This is a genomic window from Corynebacterium stationis (assembly GCF_001941345.1).
GTDB classification, from domain to species: Bacteria; Actinomycetota; Actinomycetes; order Mycobacteriales; family Mycobacteriaceae; genus Corynebacterium; species Corynebacterium stationis.
Genome location: NZ_CP009251.1, coordinates 2424046 through 2448699, shown reverse-complemented (window position 1 = coordinate 2448699; position 24654 = coordinate 2424046). Strand labels below are relative to the sequence as shown.

At 55.3% G+C, this 24654-nt stretch carries 22 protein-coding genes; 14 read left to right on the top strand and 8 right to left on the bottom strand.

Annotation, left to right across the window (positions count from 1 at the left end; translation table 11 throughout):
• Window positions 1–141: 141 nt before the first annotated feature.
• The 4 genes from CSTAT_RS11410 to CSTAT_RS11395 all read right to left on the bottom strand — a co-directional run bounded on the left by CSTAT_RS11410 (window position 142) and on the right by CSTAT_RS11395 (window position 5438).
• Window positions 142–3999 carry a Pls/PosA family non-ribosomal peptide synthetase gene (locus CSTAT_RS11410; protein ID WP_075723552.1) on the bottom strand — a complete coding sequence of 1286 codons (3858 nt, stop codon included), beginning with the start codon at window positions 3997–3999 and terminating at the stop codon, window positions 142–144.
• A gap of 3 nt (window positions 4000–4002) precedes the next feature.
• Window positions 4003–4467: a MarR family winged helix-turn-helix transcriptional regulator gene (locus CSTAT_RS11405; protein WP_075723551.1), complete on the bottom strand. Its 465-nt coding sequence runs from the start codon at window positions 4465–4467 to the stop codon at window positions 4003–4005.
• Window positions 4468–4537: 70 nt separating this feature from the next.
• Complete coding sequence (locus tag CSTAT_RS11400; protein ID WP_075723550.1) at window positions 4538–4840, bottom strand: rhodanese-like domain-containing protein; 303 nt, start codon at window positions 4838–4840, stop codon at window positions 4538–4540.
• Between the two features lie 121 nt (window positions 4841–4961).
• Window positions 4962–5438, bottom strand: a complete 477-nt coding sequence (locus CSTAT_RS11395; protein WP_066796430.1) for an inorganic diphosphatase — start codon at window positions 5436–5438, stop codon at window positions 4962–4964.
• Between the two features lie 147 nt (window positions 5439–5585).
• On the opposite strand from CSTAT_RS11395, the gene dacB reads away from it, so the two are divergent.
• From dacB to CSTAT_RS11335, 12 genes are all read left to right on the top strand, one after another.
• Window positions 5586–6881: a D-alanyl-D-alanine carboxypeptidase/D-alanyl-D-alanine endopeptidase gene (gene dacB, locus CSTAT_RS11390; protein ID WP_075723549.1), complete on the top strand. Its 1296-nt coding sequence runs from the start codon at window positions 5586–5588 to the stop codon at window positions 6879–6881.
• Window positions 6882–6885: 4 nt separating this feature from the next.
• Window positions 6886–7950 carry a tRNA lysidine(34) synthetase TilS gene (gene tilS / locus CSTAT_RS11385; protein WP_075723548.1) on the top strand — a complete coding sequence of 355 codons (1065 nt, stop codon included), beginning with the start codon at window positions 6886–6888 and terminating at the stop codon, window positions 7948–7950.
• A gap of 44 nt (window positions 7951–7994) precedes the next feature.
• Window positions 7995–8603: a hypoxanthine phosphoribosyltransferase gene (gene hpt / locus CSTAT_RS11380; protein ID WP_066838738.1), complete on the top strand. Its 609-nt coding sequence runs from the start codon at window positions 7995–7997 to the stop codon at window positions 8601–8603.
• Window positions 8604–8616: 13 nt separating this feature from the next.
• The gene (gene ftsH / locus CSTAT_RS11375; RefSeq protein ID WP_075723547.1) at window positions 8617–11202 is read left to right on the top strand and encodes an ATP-dependent zinc metalloprotease FtsH; all 2586 of its coding nucleotides are present in this window, start codon (window positions 8617–8619) and stop codon (window positions 11200–11202) included.
• An 80-nt stretch (window positions 11203–11282) separates the two neighbouring features.
• On the top strand, window positions 11283–11876 hold the full coding sequence (folE, locus tag CSTAT_RS11370; RefSeq protein ID WP_066796416.1) for a GTP cyclohydrolase I FolE: 594 nt from the start codon (window positions 11283–11285) through the stop codon (window positions 11874–11876).
• A 58-nt stretch (window positions 11877–11934) separates the two neighbouring features.
• A complete protein-coding gene (gene folP, locus CSTAT_RS11365; RefSeq protein ID WP_066796414.1) occupies window positions 11935–12810 on the top strand; it encodes a dihydropteroate synthase in 876 nt (291 codons plus the stop codon).
• On the top strand, window positions 12811–13188 hold the full coding sequence (folB, locus tag CSTAT_RS11360; RefSeq protein WP_075723546.1) for a dihydroneopterin aldolase: 378 nt from the start codon (window positions 12811–12813) through the stop codon (window positions 13186–13188).
• Window positions 13189–13191: 3 nt separating this feature from the next.
• Complete coding sequence (folK, locus tag CSTAT_RS11355) at window positions 13192–13677, top strand: 2-amino-4-hydroxy-6-hydroxymethyldihydropteridine diphosphokinase (RefSeq protein WP_066796410.1); 486 nt, start codon at window positions 13192–13194, stop codon at window positions 13675–13677.
• Window positions 13674–14150: a DUF3180 domain-containing protein gene (locus CSTAT_RS11350; protein WP_075723545.1), complete on the top strand. Its 477-nt coding sequence runs from the start codon at window positions 13674–13676 to the stop codon at window positions 14148–14150. The genes folK and CSTAT_RS11350 overlap by 4 nt, the downstream gene beginning before the upstream one ends.
• A gap of 4 nt (window positions 14151–14154) precedes the next feature.
• Complete coding sequence (locus tag CSTAT_RS11345) at window positions 14155–15360, top strand: DUF6779 domain-containing protein (RefSeq protein WP_075723544.1); 1206 nt, start codon at window positions 14155–14157, stop codon at window positions 15358–15360.
• A gap of 6 nt (window positions 15361–15366) precedes the next feature.
• Window positions 15367–16053 (top strand): 6PGD fold domain-containing protein, encoded by a 687-nt coding sequence (locus CSTAT_RS11340; RefSeq protein ID WP_066796404.1) that lies wholly within the window; start codon window positions 15367–15369, stop codon window positions 16051–16053.
• Entirely contained in the window at window positions 16050–16901 is an 852-nt protein-coding gene (locus CSTAT_RS11335; protein ID WP_075723543.1) for a pantoate--beta-alanine ligase, read from the top strand. Before CSTAT_RS11340 ends, CSTAT_RS11335 begins: the two co-directional genes overlap by 4 nt.
• Here the strand turns inward: CSTAT_RS11335 and CSTAT_RS11330 are convergent.
• The 4 genes from CSTAT_RS11330 to CSTAT_RS11315 form a co-directional block, all read right to left on the bottom strand.
• The gene (locus CSTAT_RS11330; RefSeq protein ID WP_211273010.1) at window positions 16898–17866 is read right to left on the bottom strand and encodes an ArsA family ATPase; all 969 of its coding nucleotides are present in this window, start codon (window positions 17864–17866) and stop codon (window positions 16898–16900) included. The two genes, CSTAT_RS11335 and CSTAT_RS11330, sit on opposite strands and share 4 nt — an antisense overlap.
• On the bottom strand, window positions 17857–18120 hold the full coding sequence (locus CSTAT_RS11325; protein WP_066796396.1) for a cory-CC-star protein: 264 nt from the start codon (window positions 18118–18120) through the stop codon (window positions 17857–17859). The genes CSTAT_RS11330 and CSTAT_RS11325 overlap by 10 nt, the downstream gene beginning before the upstream one ends.
• Window positions 18121–18123: 3 nt before the next feature.
• A complete protein-coding gene (locus CSTAT_RS11320; RefSeq protein WP_075723542.1) occupies window positions 18124–19839 on the bottom strand; it encodes a carbon starvation CstA family protein in 1716 nt (571 codons plus the stop codon).
• Window positions 19840–20147: 308 nt separating this feature from the next.
• On the bottom strand, window positions 20148–22238 hold the full coding sequence (locus tag CSTAT_RS11315) for a PhoX family protein (protein ID WP_075723541.1): 2091 nt from the start codon (window positions 22236–22238) through the stop codon (window positions 20148–20150).
• Window positions 22239–22454: 216 nt separating this feature from the next.
• Between CSTAT_RS11315 and lysS the strand changes: the two genes are divergently transcribed.
• Window positions 22455–24038: a lysine--tRNA ligase gene (gene lysS / locus CSTAT_RS11310; protein WP_075723919.1), complete on the top strand. Its 1584-nt coding sequence runs from the start codon at window positions 22455–22457 to the stop codon at window positions 24036–24038.
• A 63-nt stretch (window positions 24039–24101) separates the two neighbouring features.
• Entirely contained in the window at window positions 24102–24653 is a 552-nt protein-coding gene (locus tag CSTAT_RS11305) for an NADPH-dependent FMN reductase (RefSeq protein WP_066838768.1), read from the top strand.
• The last annotated feature ends 1 nt before the right edge of the window (window position 24654 follow it).

The window sequence follows — 24654 nt, the reverse complement described above, 5'->3', positions numbered from 1 at the left end:
TGGATTACTGTAAAGGCGCGCCCCTGGGGAATCTAGGAATCTGTGAAAGTTCGCGATCTGAGCCGGTAAATATGCAGGCCACGTGGGGGTGAACGACATTTTTGCCGAAACGAAAACGCCACACTGTCGAGCTCTACCCGATTAATTCACGGGTTCAATCGGATTACCTTGCCAGGTGGTGTGACCCGGAACTTGGTCCCCGCGCATTACCAAAGAGCCAGGAGCAACCGTCGCGCCGGCATGAATACGAGCTGCTGGCAGTGCGACCGAGTGCGCGGCCAAGGTAGCTCCGTCATCAACGGTGACGGTGTCCAAGCTCATCACGCGGTCCTGGAAAAGGTGCGTTTGCACGACCGTGCCCGGTCCCACCGTGGCACCGGCACCAATGTGACACAGGTCCGTTTCGGGGAACCAATAAGACTCAATCCAGGCGCCGCGGCCGATCTTAACGCCGAGTAATCGCAGGGAAGTATTAAGTTCTGCAGTACCCATGGAGTGGTTGAAAAACCACGGTGCGGCGACGGTTTCCACAAAGGCATCTTGGAGTTCATTAAGCCATACGAATGCCGACCACAATGGGTGGTCCGCTGCCTTATGCTTACCCACGCAAACCCACTTGACCACGATTGTTACCGTCACGGCGATGATGCCAGCGGCAATAAGCACCAGACCAGAAAGCAGCCAGGTCAGGCCAAAACCAACGGAATTGAGCAAGATGACCATGGTGCTCAGCACCGCGGCAAGTAGCATGGCAGAGGCAGCAGAAGCCAATAGGCGCAGAGTTTCCACCACACCGCGAGCGACCTTTGCACGCAGTGGCGGGTTGTAGGTCAAAGACTCGCCTTCGCCTACCGATGCTTCCACACGGCGCATACGCTCTGGTGGGGATCCCCACCAGTTCGCACCTGACTTAGTCTTCTTTGGTGTCGAAGACAGAACTGCCACCAGGGAGTTCTTTGCCAGCTTGCGCCCTGGTGCCGTAATGCCAGAGTTACCAACGAAGGAACGCTTGCCCACTTTGGTAAGTCCGGAGGACATCCAGCCGCCGCCGAGTTCATAGCCGCCGATAAGCGTGTCATCGGCAAGGAAAGCGCCGTCTTTAACTTCGGTGAATTTCGGAACCATCACGGCAGTGGAAATTTCTACATCCTTGCCAATTGTCGCGCCCAAAGAACGCAGCCACAGCGGGGTGAGTTGACCGGCATAGAGTGGGAAGAGGTAGGTGCGGGCATCGTCCATCAGCTTTTCGATGGCCCAAATTCTCCAACCACGCGCAGAACGAACCGGAAAGACTCCCGGCTGCAGCCCGATCGATAAAATGCGCACGCCGAGCCAGGTCTGCACCATGTAGAAGGCGAAGGCCGCAAGCGCGCCGACAGGGGCAAAGAGCACCGCGCCGACAAACCCATTGCCATCGGTGAGCTGAACTAAAGAGATGATGACAAAAGCTGCGAGTGCAATCGCTACCAAAGGCTGAGCCGCGAGCAGCATAGAGGTTGCACCGTAAATAGGTACCCACCAAGTGCGACGGGCAGGTGCGTGGTCCGGGAAGCGGTGCTTAGAACGGCCCACCTTCTTCGCAGGAGAGCCCGACCAGCGTGCGTGCGCTTTGACTTTCTTCTCACCAGTGACGGTAGAGCCAGCTTCGATGTGGGCTTCCTCGCCGATGACTGTGCCCGGCATCAAGTGCGAGCGCGCACCAATGCGCGCGCCGGCTCGAACCTCAATGGCACCGACGCGCAAGATATCGCCGTCAAGCCAGTAGCCAGCTAAGTCGACTTCCGGTTCGATTGCGCAGTGCTCGCCCAAAGTCAATAGGCCTGTGACCGGTGGGAGTGAGTGTAAGTCAACGGATTTGCCAACTTTTACGCCTAATAGGCGTGCATAGGTTAAAACCCAGGTGGCACCCGCAATAGCGCGGGCGCCCGAGGCATCGCTCCAGCGTTCTGCCGCCCAGATACGCATGTGCACGGAGCCGCCGCGTGGATAATTGCCAGGCGTAATCCCAGCGGTAAGTAACCGTGCGCCGAACGCTCCGATTGGAATGCGACCCAAGGGGGATGCAAAGACAAGGAGGAATACGATAACCAGCGGCCAGGAAGTATGCGGGGCAAAATCCACGCCGAGCGCAGCGGCAATATTAGAACCGAAGAGCAGCCAGGCTAACCAATTGGTTGCAGTCAAAGTCATCGTCGGCAGCTGCCATAAAAACTGCAGCAAACGTGTGCCGGCGCCGACGGGTTTTACGTGGCGCTCTTTCACATTTTGTGCCGACGGTGCTGTGGCATCAATGATTTCTGCCAATGAGCCAAGGCGTGGATGATCGTAAAGATCACGCACCGCAACGGTAGGAAAGCGCTCACGGATGCGACCCACTAAAGTCGCGGCCGCTAGTGAAGTACCGCCGAGGGTGAAGAAATCGGCATCTTCGTCTTCAACGGAGACTCCCAAAACATCAACAAAGAGTTGGGCAAGCCATTCTTCAGTCTCACTGAGACCTACTGCTTCGATACCAACACCAGGTAGTGGCCACGGCAGAGCTTTTTTATCAACCTTGCCGGAGGTACGAATCGGGAGCTCATCCATCACGCAAATGCGTGGAACCAATGCAGCAGGCATGGTTTCAGCCAGGCGTTCTTTGGCTGCCCGGTGGTCAAAGCCTGCCTCGGGGTCTTCCAAAGAGACATAGCCGACAAGCACCGATTCCCCAGCGGCAGTCTTGTTGACCGCGACAGCGGAGTTGTAGACGTTCGGCAAGGCAGCGACGTTGGCTTCGACCTCACCGAGCTCAATGCGGCGGCCACCGATTTTGACCTGTTCATCGACACGCCCGACAAAGTACAGACCATCTTCTTCCAAGCGCACATGGTCGCCGGTGCGGTAGGCACGCTCCCACCCGACAGAAGGCAGCGGTGCATATTTTTCCGCGTCCTTTTCGGCATCGAGGTAGCGGGCAAGACCCACGCCGCCGATGACGAGTTCGCCGACTTCGCCAGGGCGAACAGGGTTCTCCTCACTATCGATGACAACAAGGTCCCAACCATTAAGCGGCAGGCCAATGGATACAGGGTGGCCGGGTTGCAGCATGGCTGCTGAGGCGACAACCGTTGCTTCGGTCGGACCGTAGGTGTTCCACATTTCCCGGTCCGAGGTAGCTAAGCGGTTGACGAGTTCTTGAGAACACGCCTCGCCGCCGACGATAAGCAGGCGGACATTATCCAAAGCTTCTGCTGGCCACAAGCCTGCCAAGGTTGGGACGGTGGAGACCACAGTGATGTCTCGGCGAATCAGCCACGGGCCAAGATCCATGCCCGAGCGCACCAAAGCGCGTGGGGCAGGAACCAAGCACGCTCCGTGGCCCCAGGCCAGCCACATTTCCTCACAGGAGGCATCGAAAGCCACAGACAATCCCGCAAGCACGCGGTCTTCAGGTCCGAGGGGATTATCCTGCAAAAATAAGGCTGCCTCGGCATCAACAAAGGCAGCAGCGGAGCGGTGAGTAACCGCAACGCCTTTGGGCTTGCCCGTGGAGCCGGAGGTGAAAATGATCCACGCGGTATCTTCTAGATGCGGTTCATCTTGGTCAACGCCGGTGGAAGGGTTGAGCTTGCGAAAGCCCTCGTCGGTGAAAATGCCGTTGATCCCTGCTTCACCGAAGACCATCTCGGCACGCTCATCGGGATCGTCGGCATCGACAGGCACGTAGGCAGCACCTGCGGCAAGGGTTGCCAAAATCGCAAGGTAGAGATCGCGCTGGCCAGAGCTCATGCGGATGCCGATGTGGTCACCGCGCATTACTCCATGCTGGCGTAAATCAGCTGCCCAGGCTTCCACATCTTGGATGAGCTCGGCATAGGTCAAAATTTCGCCGTCATCGATGGCGGCGGCTTCGGGATACTGCGCAGCAGAAGCGCGCACTACATCCCAGAGGGTTCGAGGGGCGGGAGCTTTGTCTTGTAGGAGGTACTGGTCCGGAATAGTGGCCAGGGGGTCGCTCATTTCTTATTGGCCCTCATCTTCTGAGTCGGCATCAATAATGACCTGCGCCAGTTTACGCAAATGCTTCAGCTGCTTCGAGGTGGAATCATTCAAAGCCTCATCCTCAGCAGCAACAACCAGCTCGGCGAGCTCTCCTTGGGTCTTGGTGCCCTTCTTTGTGGAAGCCACAATCTGACGGCGGCGGTCTTTCGGGTCGCGCTCACGCTTGGCCCAGCCACGCTTTTCCAGTGCGTCAATCAAACGCACCATATCGGAGGCATCGATAGCTAGCGTTTCAGAAAGAAACGACTGGGAGGCAGCGTCTTCTTCCACCAAGCAGGTTAGAACCCAGAACTCACGGATGGTGGTCTTATGCGCAGCAAGGGCAGCGTCGACGCAATCGCGGGTGCGGCGGCGCAGGCGTTCTAATTGAAAAGATGGGGATTGCAGCAGTGAAGTTGGCACTGCGTGGGAATTAGTGGAACTCATAAGACGATAGTAGCGCCCCTACCATTCGTTGTCTAAATGATTGTGGTTGTCCACTAATTGTTTTAGGTGCTTAGCTGGGCGTTTCCATCGGTAAGCCCTGATCGCGCCATGCATCGGTGCCGCCGGCGACGTTGATGACATTGTCCCAACCCAAAGCATTTTCGAGGTAGCCACAGACCTGCATGGAACGCCCACCTGCTTTGCAGATGACGTAGATATCTTTGTCCGGGTCAATTTCCTTGTAGCGCTCGGGGATATCTCCCATGGGAATGTGGATGACGCCCTGGGCGCGGTCGATTGCGTATTCGTCGTCCTCGCGGACATCGATTAGCTGTGCGTTGGCGGGAACATCTTTTGGTGATACCTCATACATGTCCACCATCTTACGTTTGTTTTGCCCAGAGATCGCAAGACCCGGGTAGCAATTCAACCGTTAAATAAGCGGTCGTGCTACCCGGGTGCAAAGTAAGTACTTACTTTGTAGATGTTTGCGACTAGTTACCGAAGCGCTCGATGGCTTCCTTGTGGATTTCTTCTGCTTCAGCCTTGTCGCCCCAGCCGGAACCGGTTACTTCCTTGTTTGGCTCGAGGTCCTTGTAGCGGGTGAAGAAGTGCTCGATTTCATCCTTGATGTGCTGCTCAACATCGCCGATGTCCTGGTAGCGCTCGGAACGTGGGTCGTCGACAACGCACAGCAACTTGTCGTCTCCGCCAGCTTCATCGGTCATCTTGAAGACGCCGAGGATGCGAGCCTTCACAACTACACCTGGGAAGACAGACTCTGGCAGCAGAACCAGTGCGTCTAGTGGGTCGCCGTCTTCGCCCAAGGTGTGGTCAATGAAGCCATAGTCTGCTGGGTAAGCCATTGGGGTAAACAGGTAACGGTCCAGGTAGACCTTGCCGGTTTCATGATCGATCTCGTACTTATTACGCGAACCCTTTGGGATTTCAATGGTTACTTCAACGCTCACGATTGACGCGTCCTTTCCTTGTATACGTTGTAAATTCCCGACGGCGGCTACCAGTGGTGGTAGTTGCTCTACCGTGGGAGGAGACAGTACTTGCCATAGTCTACCTTTTGCCGCCCTGTAAGTTGCCGCGCGCTAGGCTAAAGGGCGATGAAAGCTAAACACGTCGCCTGGATTGCAGTAACAATTATCACCGCCGCAGCTGTCGGTTCGACCGCGGCGCTGGGAGTTGCTGTGCATCAGGAGTACAGCGAGCTGGATCATGGCCAGGCTCCGCAGTCGCCCGAGGTAAGTCAGTTGGTGCAGCCGCAACAGCGACAAGCGGTGGACACCGCGGATATGCCCGCGCGTTTAGATGAGATGGCACAAAGCCCAGCGCTGCCGACCTTGGGCGCACAAGTCATCAACACCTCAACGGGGGAAGTGCTGTGGGAGCATGATTCACAAGAGGCGTTGATTCCGGCATCGTCGACCAAGGTCTTAACCGCGGCAGCTGCCGCATTGCTTATCGATGACAACGAGAAGCTGAAAACCGAAGTCCTGCACACCCCGGGCAGTAATACGGTGGTTATTAAGGCCGCCGGTGATGTGTGGATGACTGCTGAGCAAATGGATGAGCTGGCCGAAGAAATTCAATCCAGCGGTGCAGGCGCAGACGGTATAGATACTGTCTTGATTGACACCAGCATTTGGTCCGGCGATGACCAGGCACCTGGCTGGGATCCGAGCAATGTGGATGGCGGCTTCGTTGCACCTATGCAGCCAGCGATGTTGTACGGCGGTCGTTTAGGCGATACGGAAGGTGATGTGCCGCGCTCACACACTCCAGCTGTGGATGTGGCCAGCGCGCTCGCTGAGCGTATCGATGCCCCCAATGTCGGCACGGGCGAAGTTCCCGAAGGTGCTGAACCTATTGCTGCCGTGGAATCCGAACCTTTTGGCATTCGTGCTGAACAAATGATGAAGCACTCTGACAATGTCATGGCTGAAGCTATCGCTCGTGAGCTTGCTCGAGCCGCTGGTGCTGAGCCGAGCTTTGAGGGTGCTACCAAAGCAACCTTAAAGACTCTTTCGGATGCCTCCTTCAATACTGAGGGCATCACGATTATGGACAATTCGGGGCTGTCGAAAGATAACCGCATCACCGCGGACTTGCTTACGCGCATCATTGCTGATGCTGCCGCGAATGAACCGCTGCGAGAAGTACTGGGATATCTTCCCGTGGCAGGCGGTGAAGGCACTTTGACTGACCGCTACGCAGACCTATCGGGCAAGGGCTTTGTGCGCGCAAAGACTGGCACTTTGACGGGCGTATCAGCACTAAGTGGAACCGCCTTGGGCGAATCCGGCACCGTGTATGCCTTTACCTTCTTAGTTAATGATGGCGATATCTTAGGTGCTCGTCAGGCTCAAGACGCCATGGCGAGTGTGCTGCGGGAGTACTAAGAACGTGTCTAGCGCACCTTTTTGGCCCCGGAAATCCCCGCACTTTCTGCAAGTGCGCGTCGCAGTCCGGCGCAGCCTTGATGACTTGGCATACCCCGAGGTCGTGTGCGTCGGGCTATCCGGCGGCGCAGATTCTTTAGCGCTGTGTGCAGCCTTATGCGCTGAAACCCGTGAAAGAGAGACGAGAGTTCTTGCGCTGTGCATCGATCATGGACTGCAGGAAGGATCACGTGAGGTCGCAGAAACCGCTGCCGCCCAGGCGCGACGCTGGGGTGCCGAGGCACAAGTGATTCCAGTGCACGTTGCACCTGATGCTGCCGATGGCATGGAAGCCGAAGCGCGCCGGGTTCGCTACGCGGCGTTTTCGGAATCCTCAAACGCCGTGCGGTCTGATCGGTCCACTGGGGATGAGCGTTTAGCGAATCCCCCCGCTGTGATGGTGGCGCACACCGCTGAAGATCAAGCTGAGACGCTGCTTTTGAGCGCGCTACGCGGGCATGCCAACTCCATGTCTTATGAAACCGAGATTGAAGGCGCGCGTATTGTGCGCCCGCTGCTACAGATTCGTCGGGCCAATACCCAAGGCGCATGTGCTGAACTGGAAGTGGAAGCTTGGCAGGATCCGCACAATGAGCGCGAAGAATTTCGTCGCGTGGCCATGCGCAAGCAGATTCTGCCAATGCTCTCAGAGATCATCGGCGGAGACGCCATCGCACCTTTGGCCGCAGCAGGAGATGATATCGCCGCCGATGAGGATTTCTTTGCCACCGTGATTTCAGAATATGAGAAGGGTGGTGGAAAAAGCATCGAAAAGAGCGAAGAGCTGGACTGCAACAACCTGAGCGCCCTTGCCCAACCTGTAAGAAAGCGAATAATTGCTCGCTGGTTAGTTGCCAAAGATATCTTCGTTTCGCGCGCCGGGCTCGCAGCAATTGACGCTTTATGCAGCGCCTGGAGCGGACAAGGCGGTGTAGCCGTGGGTGATGCGCACGCGAAAAACCCGGATAGTAGGTTGGAAGTCGTGCGAGATGGTGGCAAACTGAGACTATTGCGTTCTAACGCACCCTAAGCCACCTTAAAGGTCCTAAAACCGGCTCATTAGAAAGGGCGACCATGGCTCACAATGAAACTGCGCTAGTAGAATCCAAAGACTTTAACGTCCCACCACACCGTTATGGCAACGACGTTGAAGCAGTCCTGATTAGCGAGGAGAACCTCCAAGCAAGGATCCAGGAACTCGCGGACAAAGTCTCCAAAGACTACGCAGACACAGAAGAGGACCTGCTGCTCATCTGCGTACTCAAGGGCGCGGTTTACTTCCTTACCGACTTTGCGCGAGCACTGTCTATCCCTTCCCAGATTGAATTCATGGCTGTTTCCTCTTACGGAAACTCCACCTCATCGTCTGGCGTCGTACGCATTTTGAAGGACCTAGACCGCGAGATTGAAAACCGCGATGTGCTCATCGTGGAAGACATCATCGACTCCGGCCTGACCCTGTCCTGGTTGCTGCGCAACCTCAAGGGCCGTCACCCGAAGTCTTTGGAAGTTATTACTTTGCTGCGTAAGCCAGAAGTAGTCACCGCCAAGATTGACCTTTATGACGTGGGCTTTGACATCCCTAATGAATTCGCCATCGGCTACGGCCTGGATTATGCAGAGCGCTACCGCGACCTGCCATACATCGGCACTTTGCACCCAGACGTTTACTCCAACCACTAAACTGTAACGCTTGATGAAAAACTCTTCTTGGATTAAATACGGTGGCATCGCTGCAGTAGTACTTGTAGCGCTGTACATCTTCACCTTCTTCTCTGACGACACCCGCTCTTTCATGCGGGTGGATACCTCAATCGCTATTGAGCAGCTCAACAACCAAAACGTTGAGGAAGCTCAAATCGACGACCGCGAACAACAACTTCGCCTGACCTTGCGCGAGCCGATCACGGTCGAAGAGCAAGAAGGCGTCGAAGAAGTCATCGCGAAGTATCCAGCGCGGACCTCGCCAGAAATCTTTGACTCCGTGCGCAATTCTGGTGCCGAAAATTACCAGACCAACGTCACGCAAGACTCGATCTTCATGTCGATGTTCTCGTTCTTGCTGCCGATGTTGATCCTGTTCGCAGTACTGTTCTGGTTCATGTCGCGCATGCAATCCGGTGCCGGCGGAATGTTCGGCATCGGCGGTTCCAAGGCCAAGGAACTGACCAAAGACATGCCGACCAACACCTTTGAGGATGTTGCCGGCGCTGATGAAGCAGTTGATGAACTGCAAGAAATCAAGGACTTCCTTGAAGACCCAACGCGCTATCACGAACTCGGCGCAAAGATTCCACGCGGCGTGCTGCTCTATGGCCCTCCGGGTACAGGTAAGACTTTGCTGGCTCGCGCGGTTGCGGGCGAGGCAGGCGTTCCTTTCTACTCCATCTCCGGCTCGGACTTCGTAGAAATGTTCGTCGGTGTTGGTGCATCGCGCGTGCGTGACCTGTTTAAGCAGGCTAAGGAAAATAGCCCTTGTATTATCTTCGTGGACGAGATCGACGCGGTTGGTCGCCAGCGTGGATCCGGCACCGGTGGTGGACACGATGAGCGTGAGCAGACCCTCAACCAGCTGCTGGTAGAGATGGACGGCTTCGGCGATCGCGAAGGTGTTATCCTGATCGCTGCGACGAACCGCCCTGATATTTTGGACCCTGCGCTGTTGCGCCCAGGCCGTTTCGACCGGCAGATTCCTGTCACGCCGCCTGATTTGGCAGGCCGTGAGCAGATTCTGCGCGTGCACTCAAAGAACAAGCCTTTGGCGAAAGACGTTGACGTCACTCAGCTGGCCAAGCGTACCGCCGGTATGTCCGGTGCTGACCTTGCAAACGTATTGAACGAGGCAGCGCTGTTGACCGCGCGTATTGGCGGCAATGTCATTACCGCTGACGCCCTGGAAGAAGCCACCGACCGCGTCGTGGGTGGACCACGCCGTCAATCCAAGGTGATTTCTGAGCAAGAAAAGAAGATCACTGCCTACCACGAGGGCGGACATACCCTGTCTGCGTGGGCACTGAAGGATATTGAGCGCGTCTACAAGGTGACCATCTTGGCCCGTGGTCGCACTGGTGGTCATGCCATGACCGCGCAAGAAGACGACAAGGGCATGTACACCCGCGATGAACTTTTCGCGCGTCTTATCTTCGCCATGGGTGGTCGCGCCGCCGAAGAGCTCGTCTTTGGCACACCAACTACGGGTGCATCTTCTGATATTGAGCAAGCTACCAAGATTGCTCGCGCCATGATTACCGAATACGGCTTTAGCCCCGAATTGGGCACCGTGAAATACGGTCAAGAACAAGGCGACCCCATGTCCTACATGGGCGGCGGCGGAGTGCTGGAATACTCCGATGCTGTTGCGGCGAAGATTGATGGTCAGATCTCCTATCTTCTGGACTCTGCGCACCAGCAGGCCTATGACATTTTGGCCGAGCACCGTGACTACCTGGATTCCCTGGCAGAAGCCCTGCTGGAAAAGGAAACCCTGCGTCGTCCTGACCTGGAGGCACTTTTCGATGGCATCGAGCCACGCGAATCGCATGAGGTCTTCCCTGGGGAAAGCGTGCGCTTCCCAGCCCAAGCAGGCCGCGAACCAGTGAAAACCCCCGTGGAGCTTGCAATAGAACGCGGCGAAGAGCCACCTCGCCGCTTTACCTTGCTGGATGCATCCCGCCAGGCGCGTGAGCGCCGCCTCGCGCTGGAAGAAGCTGCAGAAAACTCCGGCAATGAATCCGATGCTGACAAGGATTCGCAGGAAAAGTCCGCCAATGAGCCAGAGATTGGCTTTAGCTTTGGCCAGCACGCCGGTGACTGGACCGAAGAAGGCTTTAAGCCAGCAAAACCTCAGAAGCCATCGTTTGCGATGTCGGAACCAAAGGACCACGCCGAAACCGCCCCGAAGCCTTCCTTTGCTATGTCTGAGCCGAAGGACTCGAAGTCTGAAGACCCGAAACCAGAAGCCCCGAAGCAGAAGGCAGAGGACAAGCCTGCTGAGCGCAAGCCTGCTGAGCGCCCGTCGGTAGAAGAGAAGCCTGCGGAAGCTGAGAAGAAATCTGAGCGTCGTCCAAGCGAAGATGACACCACAGAGATTCCAATTGGCCGCCACCATAAGCCGCCGATGAGCGATGACGAGGGCTGGCAGTCTCCAGGTTTTAACAACCGCGATGCCTCCCGTAACCCTTATGCACCACAGCCTGAGGCTAACCGGCCTGGGGCCAACAAGCCAGAGGCGAAGCAACCGGAGCAAGGCAAAGACCGCCACCCAGGTGAAGATAATTACTAGGGGAATTTAGCCGTGTGCTGCCCAAGCATTAGCGTGGGAAGCACCAAGAAAAGTTTTTAAACACAAGGAAATCCGACATTATGAGTGAAAGCTTGATTCCAGCCCGTGGGCCTTTTGACCAGGAGCGTGCTGAAGCAGCAATTCGCGAACTGCTGATTGCAGTTGGTGAAGACCCTGACCGCGAGGGACTTTTAGAAACCCCCGCCCGAGTTGCGCGCTCATATGCGGAAGTCTTTGCCGGTTTGCACGTCGATCCCACCGAAGTGTTGCACAAGACCTTCGATGAAGATCACCAGGAACTAGTTCTGGTTCGTGATATTCCTATTTACTCCACCTGTGAACACCACCTGGTGCCGTTTTACGGCGTTGCCCACATTGGTTATATCCCGGGCAAGGACGGTCACGTCACCGGTCTTTCGAAGCTGGCGCGCTTGGCCGATGGTTTTGCCAAGCGTCCGCAGGTCCAAGAGCGTCTGACGCGTCAGATTGCTGATGCTCTTACGGAATCGCTGCAGGCGCAGTCAGTCATCGTGGTCATTGAGTGCGAGCACCTGTGCATGGGCATGCGTGGAGTGAAGAAGCCAGGCTCTGTTACGACGACCTCGGCAGTACGCGGTGGTTTTAAGTCGAATGCTGCATCACGTGCAGAAGTCTTAAGCTTAATTCGCAGCTAAGCCCTTATACGCCGGAGGTTTTCTGGCACGTGTCCCTACCGCAAAGAAAGCTTTAAACATGCAGGTTTCAGAAATTTGTCCCGATGCCGCAGGCAAGCGCACCTTGGTGATGGGCATTGTCAATGTCACGGAAGATTCTTTTTCTGATGGCGGCAAGTGGATAAATATCGACAAAGCTATTGCACATGGCCGCGAGCTAGTTGCACAAGGCGCGGACATGATTGATGTCGGCGGCGAATCTACTCGTCCAGGTGCCACCCGCGTGGAGGCAGATGTTGAGCGAGAGCGCGTGACACCCGTCGTGGAGGCGTTGGCGCAAGAAGGCATCATGGTCTCTGTCGATACGATGCGCGCTAGCGTGGCCGAAGCTGCGGTGGAGGCAGGCGCAGTGCTGCTTAACGATGTCTCCGGTGGGCTTGCTGATGACAATATGTACAAAGTCATGGCACAGGCCCAGGTGCCGGTGTGCTTGATGCACTGGCGCACCGTGCGCTTTGGTGATGCAGCAGGTTCTGCTGACCACAATGGCGATGTCGTCAAAGACGTGCATGAAACCTTGGCACGGCTGACGGATAACGCCCTCAAAGCAGGCGTGGGACCAGAACTTATTTCCTTGGATCCAGGTTTGGGATTTGCCAAGACCCCGCAGGATAACTGGGCGCTGCTGAAATCATTGCCAGAATTTATTGCCGGTGACTATCCCATCTTGGTGGGTGCATCGCGTAAGCGATTTTTATCTGCGATTCGCGAAGACCGCGGTGCAGAACACGGCCCGCACCTCGCGGATCCTGCAACTGCTGCGGTGACCGCATTATCAGCGCAGCTTGGTGCATGGGCCGTGCGCGTTCACGATGTACCCGTCTCCCGTGACGCAGTGGATGTTGCTGCGGCATGGGCAGCAGGGGCAAATTACGTCTCAGGAGGAAAGAGCTAAATGGCTGACCGTATTGAATTAAAAGGCCTGGAATGCTTCGGCTACCACGGCGTTTTTGACCACGAAAAGCAGCAAGGTCAAAAGTTCATCGTGGATCTCACCTGTTGGCTGGATTTCAAGGAAGCCGCGGCTACTGACGATCTAGAAAAAACCGTCAGCTATGCCGACTTGGCTGATATCGCAGCCGATATCGTCGAAGGTCCTGCGCGCGATTTGATTGAAACGGTTGCGATTGAAATCGCTGACAAGATCATGGCTAGTGACCCGCTATTATTCGCCGTAGAAGTTACCGTGCACAAACCGGATGCACCGATTGAGCGCACCTTCCGCGACGTGTCCGTAGTGGCGCGCCGCTCCCGGAAGACAGGACGGCGATAAATCATGCGCGCAGTATTATCAATCGGGTCTAATATGCAAGACCGCGTGGAACACCTCAAGTCAGTCTTTGCTGAATTTCAGGATGAAATTGTTGCATCGTCATCGGTGTACTCGACTCCGCCGTGGGGAGATACTGACCAAGACGAGTTTTACAATGCGATCATCATCGTTGAGGTCGACCAAACCCCGTTGGAGCTTCTGCACCGCGGGCAGGCCTTAGAAAAGGCGGCCGACCGTGTGCGGGAGCGTCACTGGGGACCGCGCACGCTCGATGTCGATATCGTAGAAATCGAAGGGTTTAGCTCTGATACGCAAGAGCTGACTGTGCCGCACCCGCATGCCGCTGAGCGTGGCTTTGTTCTCATTCCATGGCTTGCAGCGGATGTACACGCTACCTTGGGTGGTAAACCAGTCGCCGGAATCATTGGCAATATCCCGCAGGAAGATATTGCCGGCATTAAAGTATTGGGTCGAATCGAGAAGCTGTGAAAAGGACATCAATTGCCGTCCTTGTAGGCGTTGCTGTCTTTATCACCCTGGCGGTGTTTATTCTCACCCGTGGGTTTTATGGCTCCATGATGGCCATTCCCACCACAGTGTCAATCACCTTGTGGGCCATGGCAATTCTATGCGCTGGCCTGGCCTGGAAGGTACACCAAGCTAAAGGCGAGGACGCCCATGGCATTGGTCTAGACCGTAGTCAGATGAATCCTATGACCATCGCGCGCTTTATGGTGGTCGGAAAAGCTTCGGCCTGGACAGGCACCATCGTCGGTGCCGCCTACCTTGGTATCGCACTGTATGTCGTCCCCATGGCGGGGCAGATTGCCGCAGCTCAAGACGATATAACTGGGGTCGTAAGCTCCGTTCTTGGTGGCGTGGCGATGGCAATTGCTGGGTTAATCTTGGAGCGACACTGTGAGGTGCCACCTCCAACTGATGGTGCACACGCGATAGAGTAGACACATGACCGCCAACGACGAAGAGAAGACAATCGACTCGGAACGCTTTAAAGACTCAGGCAGCTCTGATCGCTCATCTGATGAGTTTGCTGGCCACGATGTCGATTCGTACTCTAACGACGATTTTCGCGATGATCACTCAACCGGTTCTTCGGCCGGGAAGAAGTTGAACCTGGACAATGGGTCGATTGTAGTAATTGTCTTGGTGGCGCTCGCTGTTATCGCCTCCATTGTGATGCTGATTGCCAGTTCCACGGCTGCGCTAAAGATCGCTTTGCTCGCAGCCTTGTGGGCAGCCGTTGGCGGAATCTTTTTAGTTACGCGCTACCGCAACCAAGTCCGTGACCGCGAAGAAGAAATGTATGTTCGCGAGGATCTCTACTACGCGGAACTAGATAAGCTGCGCGCCGAAGCGGAGACCAACCAGGCGCTGGAGCGTTTAGAAAACTCTCCACACGTGGACATGGATGTGCTGGCTGAAATTCGAGCCGAGCTGGCATCTATTCGTGAGCAACTCGAGGAACTCTCGGGCCGCGAATTTACCTATGTACCAGCTGCTTTGCAGGCAGAGGCACGTCGCATCATGGAAATTGAAGCGCGCGCAAAAGCTGCAGAGTCGAATAATTCTAGCTATACCTCCAGCTATGGCGCAGATGTAGATGCTGAGCCAGAGGCTCCAGTCGTGGAATTTACGCAGCCTTCCGGCGGCAAGCCTTCGGCTGATGCGATTGCGGGGCGAATCGGTAATACTCCGACTTATTCCCGCAATGACAATCCACTGGCGGAATTCATCAATGAGATGAATAGCGAATCCACCAATGAGACGCCGAAGAAGGCTGACAAGAGCAGCGCGGCTGGCGCAGGTGGCAAGACAGAAGCAAAGATGGCATCGACAAGCGCTGCTTCTGCGAAGGCTGACTCTAAGCCGGCGAAGCCAGCAGAAGAAAAGCCTGCGGCAAAGACCAAGGAAGCTTCCAGCGATAAGCCCAAGGAATTTAACACTGGTTCGTTCCAGGCAGTTCGTTGGGACACGGGCGGCGATGATGCCGCTAAGACGGGCGCGAAGCACACAGAGAAGGCAGAGACCGCCGAGGTAGCAGAAGAAGACGAGCCACGTCGCGGACGTCGTCGCAGCGATGCTCACCGCGAAGGCACCGTTTCCGTTGCTGAGTTGCTTGCGGCGGCGAAAAAGCGTCAGAAGGATTCTTAAGGTTCAATGCCAGCACCACGCATGGTTGTCGGTTGGTTTGGCCGCGAAAACCGATTTCGAGCACTGCTCGAAGCCCAAGGCCATGACATTGTTGAGCTTTCATCGCCTGCTGCGGCAGTAGATTGTGAAGCCCTTGTCATTGCTACGTCCCAAGCGCAGATAGAAGGCATTGTTGAAGCGCTCGAACCGCACATTCGCCGCGGACAAATTGTCATCCACACCAGTATCGGCTTGGGCGTGCAAGTCCTCGATCCGGTTGAAGTGCACGGCGCATTAGCCATGGCGATAGCCCATGTCGGCGCTGATAGGTGGGTGGTGACTACCAGTGACGAGCTCGCGCAGGGAATTGCAGAAGTGCTGCTTTTTGAATCAGCCCAAGTCAGTATGCCGAAGACGGATGCTGAGCGAGTTGAACTTGCGCCAAAGATTGCCTACGCGCAGATGGTGCGCCAATTAGCGCGCGCAGCCCATCGGGATTTGAAAGAACTGCTCGATGAACAGGCTGTGCCTTCAGAGCAAGAACTAGGCGAATTCTTAGCGCCGCGCTTTGAAATCAGCGATATTTATGCGGCGTTCCAGTCAATTACGGACCCAGGGTTTAGAAAAGCTTTTGTCGAAGCGGCACGCCGAGTAGGCGAATTGGAACACAATATGGAATTAGAGATGTGGGGATTGCAGGAGGAGCTTCGATGAGCATTGGTCGCGGGCAAGCAACGGTAGTAACCGAGCTCGATATGATTTCTAAGGTGGGCTCGGCCTTCAAAAAGACCGGAGCACCCGTTGTGCTGGTGCCGCTTGGCCGCGGGGTGCATGCTGGCCATATCGCTTTGGTGCGCGCAGCCAAAGCCATCCGCGGCGCCGTCGTGGTTGTGGCGATTGCCTCCGAAGACGAAGACGATCTCAACGCGTTGCGCACGGAGTCCGTGGATGTCATCTGGCAGTACACGGATGACAAGCTATGGCCCAAGGGTCAGCATTTGCACCTTACCGCGAAGCAAGAGGCGCTAGAGCCTGCCGATGAGCTTTCCGATGCCCTCACCCGCAATCTCGCCTTAATCGGCGCCCTTGCCCCCAGCGATGTCGTGGTCGGCGAAAAAGATTATGAACTGCTTATCGCACTCAACCAGGCGATTCGTGACTTCCACATTCAGGTGCGTCTGCAAGGTGTTCCTACCGTGCGCATGCCCGATGGCCTAGCGCTGTCTTTGCGCAACCTGGACGTCGAAGAATCTGCGCGTGATAAAGCCAGCACCTTGTCCGCCGCGCTGACCGCCGGCGCGCACGCTGCCGAAGCTGGTGCAGAACAGGTCTTGGAAGTAGTCAATACCGTATTAGACGCCGCCGGCATTGAGCCTGAGTATGTTGAACTGCGCGGCTTAGACCTTGGCCCCGCCCCCGAAATTGGCGATGCCCGCCTGCTTGTTGCAGCGAATATCGGGGGCGTGCGCCTAACTGATAATGTTGGCCTGCCTTTGGGCATTGGCTTCCGCAATATCGAAGCGCATGCTGAGGGCGCTGACAACGCAGCGGGATCGTTCTAAAGGTAAGCAGCGATATCTTCTAGCGCCTGCGGTGAACCAACATCGTGAGCGCGCAGTGGAACTTCGACGACAGGGAGATTCGGCAGGCGCCGGTGTAATTCGGCCAAGGCCTCGTCCTCGTAGTGGCGGCGGGAAGCTAAGAATTCGCCCTGGTCCGCAGGTGAGCGGCGGTTAACAATAAGCGCGCCGACGTGCACGCCATTGGCGGTGAGCTCGGCGTGGAATTCATCTGTTTCTAACACCGGCAGACGCTCCGCGGTGAGGACAATGTTGAAGGTGCACGCGGTGGCATCGTTAAGCACTGCGCGAAGACGTTCAAACCGGTGACGGCGCTTGAGCAAAATGGAACGCAACTCTTGGTTGCGGCGGTCGACTGGATCGATAGCCGTGGTCACCGTAGTGTCCTTACCCGTCGGTGACATCCCGCGCACCAGCTCGGAGAACTTCTCTGATTTCGCGCGGCGTTCCAACAACCCATCAGTCCACGCGGACATGAGCTCCGGCAAGGCCATCAAGCGTGCGGTATGGCCTGAAGGCGCCGTATCAAAGATGATGTGGTCATAACTTTCGCCGTATTCTTCCAACAAGATGGCGATGCGCTCCAAGAGTGCGGCCTCATGCGTGCCCGGCGAATGCTTGGCTAAGTTGAGGTGCTTGCTAACTTCTTTGTGCAAATGCTCCGGCATCATCCGGCGCATCGTGTCGCCAGCTTGTTTGAGATGCTCGTTCGTAGCACGTGCGGGGTCGAGCTCCAACACATCAATGCCTGGGCGCACCGTGGTTGGAGTATCTCCTACCTGCATATTCCACAGGTGGCCAACGTTGTGCGCGGGGTCCGTTGAAACCACCAACGTGGAAGCATGAGCCGAAAGCTTCAGTGCGGTTGCATTAGCGATGGTTGTTTTACCCACCCCACCTTTACCACCAAAGAACATCACGGGGGTGGTAGGAATATTTAACAGCACTGAATATTCTCCAACGGTGAGTTAGCCATCCCCATCCGGCGGTGCCAGGCGTGGAAATCCTCATAAATGACGGGAAGAAGCTCGAGGGTATAGAAACTAGCGGGGTTCGGAATACCGAGAGCCTCGGACATTACTAGCAGCATAAAAAGGTCATCTTCTTGCTGCTGCGCTTTTGCAAACGCTGCCCGGTAAGGCGCGGAATAATACTCTTGAAGTTCCGCACCGAACCGCGCCAGTTTGTCTTTCAGCGACATTGATTAAGCCTCGCTGCTTATCGGCTCCGGTGTGGGAGCATCGACGTCTTCGTCGCTCCACTCAATCTGCTTTGTATGCTTCATGCGGCCAACCGCGAGGAAGACCTCCACGATGATCCAGATTGCTGCGAGAACGATGATGACGTCCATGATAAACAGCAACCAGTTGCCTTGCTGGAAGAACGTACCCAACTGGATGAACGCAGCCCACAGGGACATCACTGTCAGGAAGAGCAGCGGGATAAGAATTGGCCACGTTGGTCGGCGCAGGTGCATCAGAATCAGCAACAGGATGGACAGAGACAGGCCTGCCATGAGCTGGTTCGTGGTACCGAACAGCGGCCAAATGGTCATGCCGCCCGAACCGTCGGTGCCCTGGGAGAAAGTCAGACCAAAGGCGACCAGCACGGCGATACACGTTGCTAGGAAGGTATTGATCTTGATACCTGCGGTATCACCAATTTCTTGCACTACGATGCGCTGTAGACGCACGCCGGAGTCCATGGTTGTTGCGGCAAACAGCACGGCCATGGTTGCCAGGATTGTCGCTGACAGGGAAGTGGAAATTCCGAGGCCTTCATTGAGCAAGTTGCCGCCGCCTTCAACGAAAGCGTTAACACCGCCGGCGTTGAACTCGGAGTAAATGGATTCCCACTCCTGGTACGTGCGGAAACCGGCGGTGGTTGCAATGATGGTGCCCAGCGCCAGCAGGCCTTCACCAACAGCACCGAAGTAGCCGACGAAGCGAGTATCGGTTTCCTTATCCAACTGCTTCGACGAGGTGCCGGAAGCAACCATTCCGTGGAAGCCTGAAATCGCGCCACAGGCAATAGTCACAAACAACAGTGGGAACATGCCTGGGGTGCCGGCAGGAACATCTTCACGGAATGCCGGTGCAACGAGGTCAGGGCGGGTGAACAAGAAAGATGCGTAGAGAATACCCAGGCCGATGAACAGCTGCAGACCATTGATGTAGTCACGTGGCTGAAGCAGCATCCACACTGGCAGCAGCGAAGCGCAGAATGCGTAGATGAACAAGATGATGATCCAAACACCAGCTGCTGGGATTCCCAGCACAGTTTCTGGCAAAGAGATTGGATATTTATCTCCAATGAGCATCAGGGAGTACAGCGCGACCACGCCAACAACGGAAACCAGCGGCAGGTTCCACTTCAGACGGTAGATAGCCTGCCCAATGCACAGGGCGACGGCGATGGCTCCCCAAGTTGGGATGACTGATGACGGGGTGGAAATCAGTAGTCCGGAGATAACCACGCCGAAGGCAGTGTTGACCATGAGCAGCAGTAAGAAGATAACCACGAGGAAGAGCATGCGGCCGCGCTTACCAATGTAGCGTCCAGACAACAGTCCAATAGACTGGCCGCGGTGGCGTTGTGACGCCCAAAGAACACCCATATCATGCATACCGGCAGCGAAAACCGTACCGATGGTCACCCAGAGAAACGCCGGAAACCATCCCCAGATGACGGCAACTGCGGGGCCGATGATTGGCGCGGCACCTGCCACGGAGGTGAAGTGATGTCCCCACAGCACGTACTTGTTAGTAGGAACAAAGTCCACGCCATCTTCCATGGTGTGGGCTGGAGTTTTGTAGCTTGGTGAAAGTTGGAAAACCTTCTTACCCAGGAATTTGGAATAGAGGAGGTAGCCGCCAATCATCATGGCTACGCCGATAACGGCAAGGAGTAATGAGTTCATCTGAAGTGCTCCCCAGGGGCATAGGTGTCAAGGAAAGATCACAAGGACCTGTGATCCGGATTAAAGAAAGTTGTGAAATTAGCGTAGAACATATGGGGAGTTAGGGCTAGCTTTTGCGAACTAAAATTCAGTCGGCTGCGGATTTGGGTACCCCCGCCGTAATGTGAAACATAAGAGAACCAGGGATGCCCCCTATCTTCCACGCGGAATTTGTGGGCGACGGGGGCATCGTTCAGCAAAGCATTCAGCTAATTTTGCAAATGGACAACCTTAAAGGTGGTTGCTGGAGGCACGGGCAGTCCGGGTACTTAAGCGTCCTGGATACCAATATTGCCGTCGGTGCGCCAGACGGTGACGACGGCTGGGCGCGGGGTGGAGTTGCCACCATCCGGCCAGTTGGAGGTTGGCTTTGCAAACGTCGCGTCGTCGGACTCACCCGGGTGTTGAACGTTGACCATCACACGTTCATCGGTGACGATCGGGCCACAGGTTTCCGCGCCAGCGGGAACGGTGAGGAAGCACTTGAGTTCACCTCGATTGTTGCCTTCGGTGGTTACAGCGTAAAGACCATCGTTGGAACCGAGAGCATTGCCGTCGGTAGAAATCCACATCAATCCGTGGTTATCGAAAGCCAAGTTGTCTGGGCAGGAGATGGGGGATACCTTCTCTTTGTCAAAGCCACCGAAATAAGTTGCTGCTTCCTTTGGATCGCCACAGACTAGAAGTAGGTTCCAAGTAAAGCTCTCGCCAGCGTGGTCATCTTCGATTTCCATGACCAGGCCGTTTTTATTTTCTTTGACCGGTGCCCACTCCCGTGGGTCTTCCTTATTGCTATCAGCATTTTCGCCGGTTGCACCGCGGTAGGAGTTGTTGGTCAAAGCAACGTAGACCTTAGAAGAAGTGGGGTGTACTTCGATATCTTCAGGGCGATCCATTTTCGTTGCTCCCACTTCATCGGCTGCTTCGCGGGTGAAGATTGCTACCTCTTCAGCGGTAAAGCCATCAACGTGAGACTCATACTTTTCGTCTTCACAGGTTAAAAGCGGCTTCCAAGAGCCGGTGCCATCGAACGCGCCGTCTTCCGGCAAGACGCCAGAGCCGTCGATTTCTTCCTCGGGGGAGTTACCTTCCATGACAGCAACATATAAAGTGCCGTTGTCCAAGATGGACATGTTGTGCTCGAGGTCGCCTTCGACCATCTTCTTGGAAGAGACAAACTTGTAGATGTACTCAAACCGGGAGTCATCGCCGGAGTAGCAGACTACGGTGCCGTCATCGGTGATGTGGATGTTCCCAGCCTCGTGCTTGAAACGGCCGTTAGCGGAGTGCTTGATAGGGGTGGACTCGGGATTAAAAGGATCGAATTCCACAATGTATCCGAAACGATTGACCTCATTAGGAGTTTTGGAGACATCGAAGCGGTCATCAAAGTTTTCCCACTTGCGATCTGATGCTTCATCGCCAAAGCCAAAGCGTTCCAGAGATTTCTGTGTGCGCTTATTATCAGACTTGGCATTGGCGAAGTATTGGTCGAAGTTTTCTTCGCCCGACAAGATGGTGCCCCACGGGGTCACGCCACCTGCACAGTTATTCAGGGTGCCCAACACCGTCTCTCCGGTGGGGTCAGCTTTGGTCTTCGTGTAATCAGAACCGGCGGCAGGTCCGACTAATTTAAATGGTGTAGTTGCGGTGATACGGCGGTTGAGTGGTCCAAACTCGCGCTTGAGATCGCCGGAACCTTTGACTTTGGAGACTTCTAAAACTGTGAGGCCGTGACCTGCCCAGCCAATTTTGACGTGCTCTTCTGAAGGATTCTCTGGATCATAATCCGGGAACATTTGCGGCTCGGTGGTGTACTCGTGGGAGCAGACGTACACCATGCGAGAGTCATCACTTGGGTGTTCTAGCAGTCCAGCGAAGTCGTTGTTGAAACCGAACTGCTTCTCAGCAGCCTCTGCGGTCTGATTCTGCACATCAAACTCTGGCGCACCCTCAATGACTGGGTCGCCCCAGGCGATGAGGATAGATTGCTCGTAGCCTTCTGGGATGACAATCACGTCCTCAGTGTTCGGCTCCACTGGAGTAAATTGCATGCCCTTATCCGAGATGTGCTGTGAAGACGAACTTCCGGGCGTCCCAGTTGTAGACGTTGCCGCAGAAGAGCCGTTTGAACTTGGTGGAGCACATGCTGCTAAAGCGGCACCGCCGCCGACGGTGACAACGGCTAGCCCGCCCGCACGGAGCGCTTTACGCCGAGAAAATTGGTCACCAAAATACGGATTACTCGAGGTATTGTCGCATGCTCCAAAACATGCGTTGCCGCACTTATAGGTACACGTCAAAGAAGAACGAGACGATGAAAATAGTGAACTTAGAAGGTTACGACCTTTGAGATCCACGAAACTAGCTCCAGTCTGAAAACATAAAAAGTGTGAAGATCTTTGTCTGGGGAGGACGCATCTAAACTAGATACTTCAGATGACCTAATAAATAATTTGAGATGACACTTAGATGAATTAACTTTCCTGTGGTCGAGGTCTGTCCATACTTAAGGTCGAAAGTCCTGCTTGGCCTGTGTTTAACGTGGGTGTGGTTGATCGACTAACCTTGTGGGCGTGAGCGAGCAGAAGAAAAATACCCAGACCCCAGACGTTCCCGAGCAGCTGCGGATCCGCCGCGATAAGCGCGCCCGTCTGATAGACAACGGCATTGAGGCTTATCCCGTTAGCGTAAAGCGCACCACTTCTTTGCGCGACCTTCGTGGCCAATACCAGGTGCTTGCAGAAGGTGAGTCCGCAGGCGATGCAGACGGCGTGACTTACTTGGAAGTCGGCCAGGAAACCCAGGATGTTGTTTCCATCGCCGGCCGTCTTATCTTTATGCGCAATACCGGCAAGCTGTGCTTTGCCACCTTGCAAGATGGTGACGGCACCCAGGTGCAAGCGATGCTGTCGCTTGCCGAGGTCGGCGAGGAATCCCTAGCTGCATGGAAGTCTGACGTCGACTTAGGAGACTTCATCTCCGTAACTGGTCGTGTGATTTCTTCTCGCCGCGGTGAGTTGTCCGTCATGGCGAGTGAATGGCAGATGGCTTCCAAGTCACTGCGCCCGATGCCAGTGGCATTTGCGGATATGGCAGAAGATACGCGCGTGCGTCAGCGCTACAATGACCTGATTCTGCGTGAAGAAGCCCGCAAGAACGCCATGACCCGCATTAAGGTCATTCGGGCCTTGCGTCATCACTTAGAAGATGATGGTTTCAATGAGATTGAAACCCCAATGCTGCAGACCTTGCACGGTGGTGCAGCAGCGCGTCCATTCGTCACCCACTCTAACGCGCTTGACATTGATCTGTACTTGCGTATCGCACCTGAGCTTTTCCTCAAGAGGGCTGTTGTTGGCGGTATCGATAAGGTCTTTGAGATCAACCGCAACTTCCGCAATGAGGGCATCGATAAGTCCCACTCCCCGGAGTTTGCGATGTTGGAGATTTATGATGCCTGGAGCGACTACAACGGTATTGCTAAGACCATTAAGGATTCCATCCAAGCGGTAGCTCAGGAAGTCTTTGGATCGCATGTTGTCACGCTTGCCGATGGCACCGAATATGACCTTGGCGGCGAGACCTGGCCAGAGATTGAAATGTACCCGTCTCTTAATGAGGCACTGCAGAAGAAGTTCCCAGGCCAAAAGGAAGTCACCATTGACTCCACCGTCGAAGAGCTCAAGGAACTAGCCAAGGTTGTTGGCCTGGATGTTCCGAAGGACGGCGGCTGGGGCCACGGCAAGTTGGTTGAAGAAATCTGGGAGCTTTTGTGCGAAGACCAGCTGGAAGGCCCAATATTTGTTAAGCACTTCCCAGTGGAGACCTCACCTTTGACCCGTTCACACCGCAGCGAACCAGGCGTTACCGAAAAGTGGGACCTGTATGTCCGCGGCTTTGAGTTGGCAACTGGCTACTCCGAGCTTGTCGATCCAGTCATTCAGCGCGAGCGTTTTGAAGACCAAGCGCGCCTGGCTGCAGCCGGCGACGACGAAGCAATGGTTCTGGATGAGGACTTTCTTTCAGCCATGGAACAGGGCATGCCGCCAACAGGCGGTGCCGGAATGGGCATCGATCGCCTGCTCATGGCGCTGACTGGCTTGGGTATCCGCGAGACCGTACTCTTCCCATTGGTGAAACCTGAATCACAGAACTAGCGCTTAAACCTTTAATCAATTAGGGTAGTTCGTGACATATCAACTATCGAAAGGTTTTTGCTAATGAAGGTCGGAATTGTTCTTGGTTCAATCCGTGAAGGTCGTATGGGCGAAGGCGTTGCACGCTGGGTTAATGACTTAGCTCAGGGCCGCGACACCGGCGTTGAGTACGAGCTGGTGGACTTGAAGGAATTTAACGTTCCACTGCTGGAGAGCCCAGTTATCCCAGGCGCTGCTAACAAGCAGTACGACAACGAGCAGGTCCAAGCATGGTCCGACAAGATCGATTCCTTCGATGGCTTTATCTTCGTTACCCCTGAGTACAACCACTCCGTTCCAGGTGGCTTCAAGAACGCGTTCGACGCACTGGGCTCCGAGTGGTTCGGCAAGGCTGTAGCTTTCGTTGGCTACGGTGCTTCCGGCGGAGTTCGCGCCATCGAGGCATGGCGTCTGATTGTTTCCAACTTCCAGATGCTGCAGGTTCGTGCAGCGCTAGAGTTCAACCTGTTCACCGAGTTTAACGAGAGCGGATTTGCTCCAGCTGATCGCAAGATTGAAGAAGCAGCCAACCTGTTTACCGACCTTGAAGCAATGCTCAAGAAGGTTAACGCTTAAT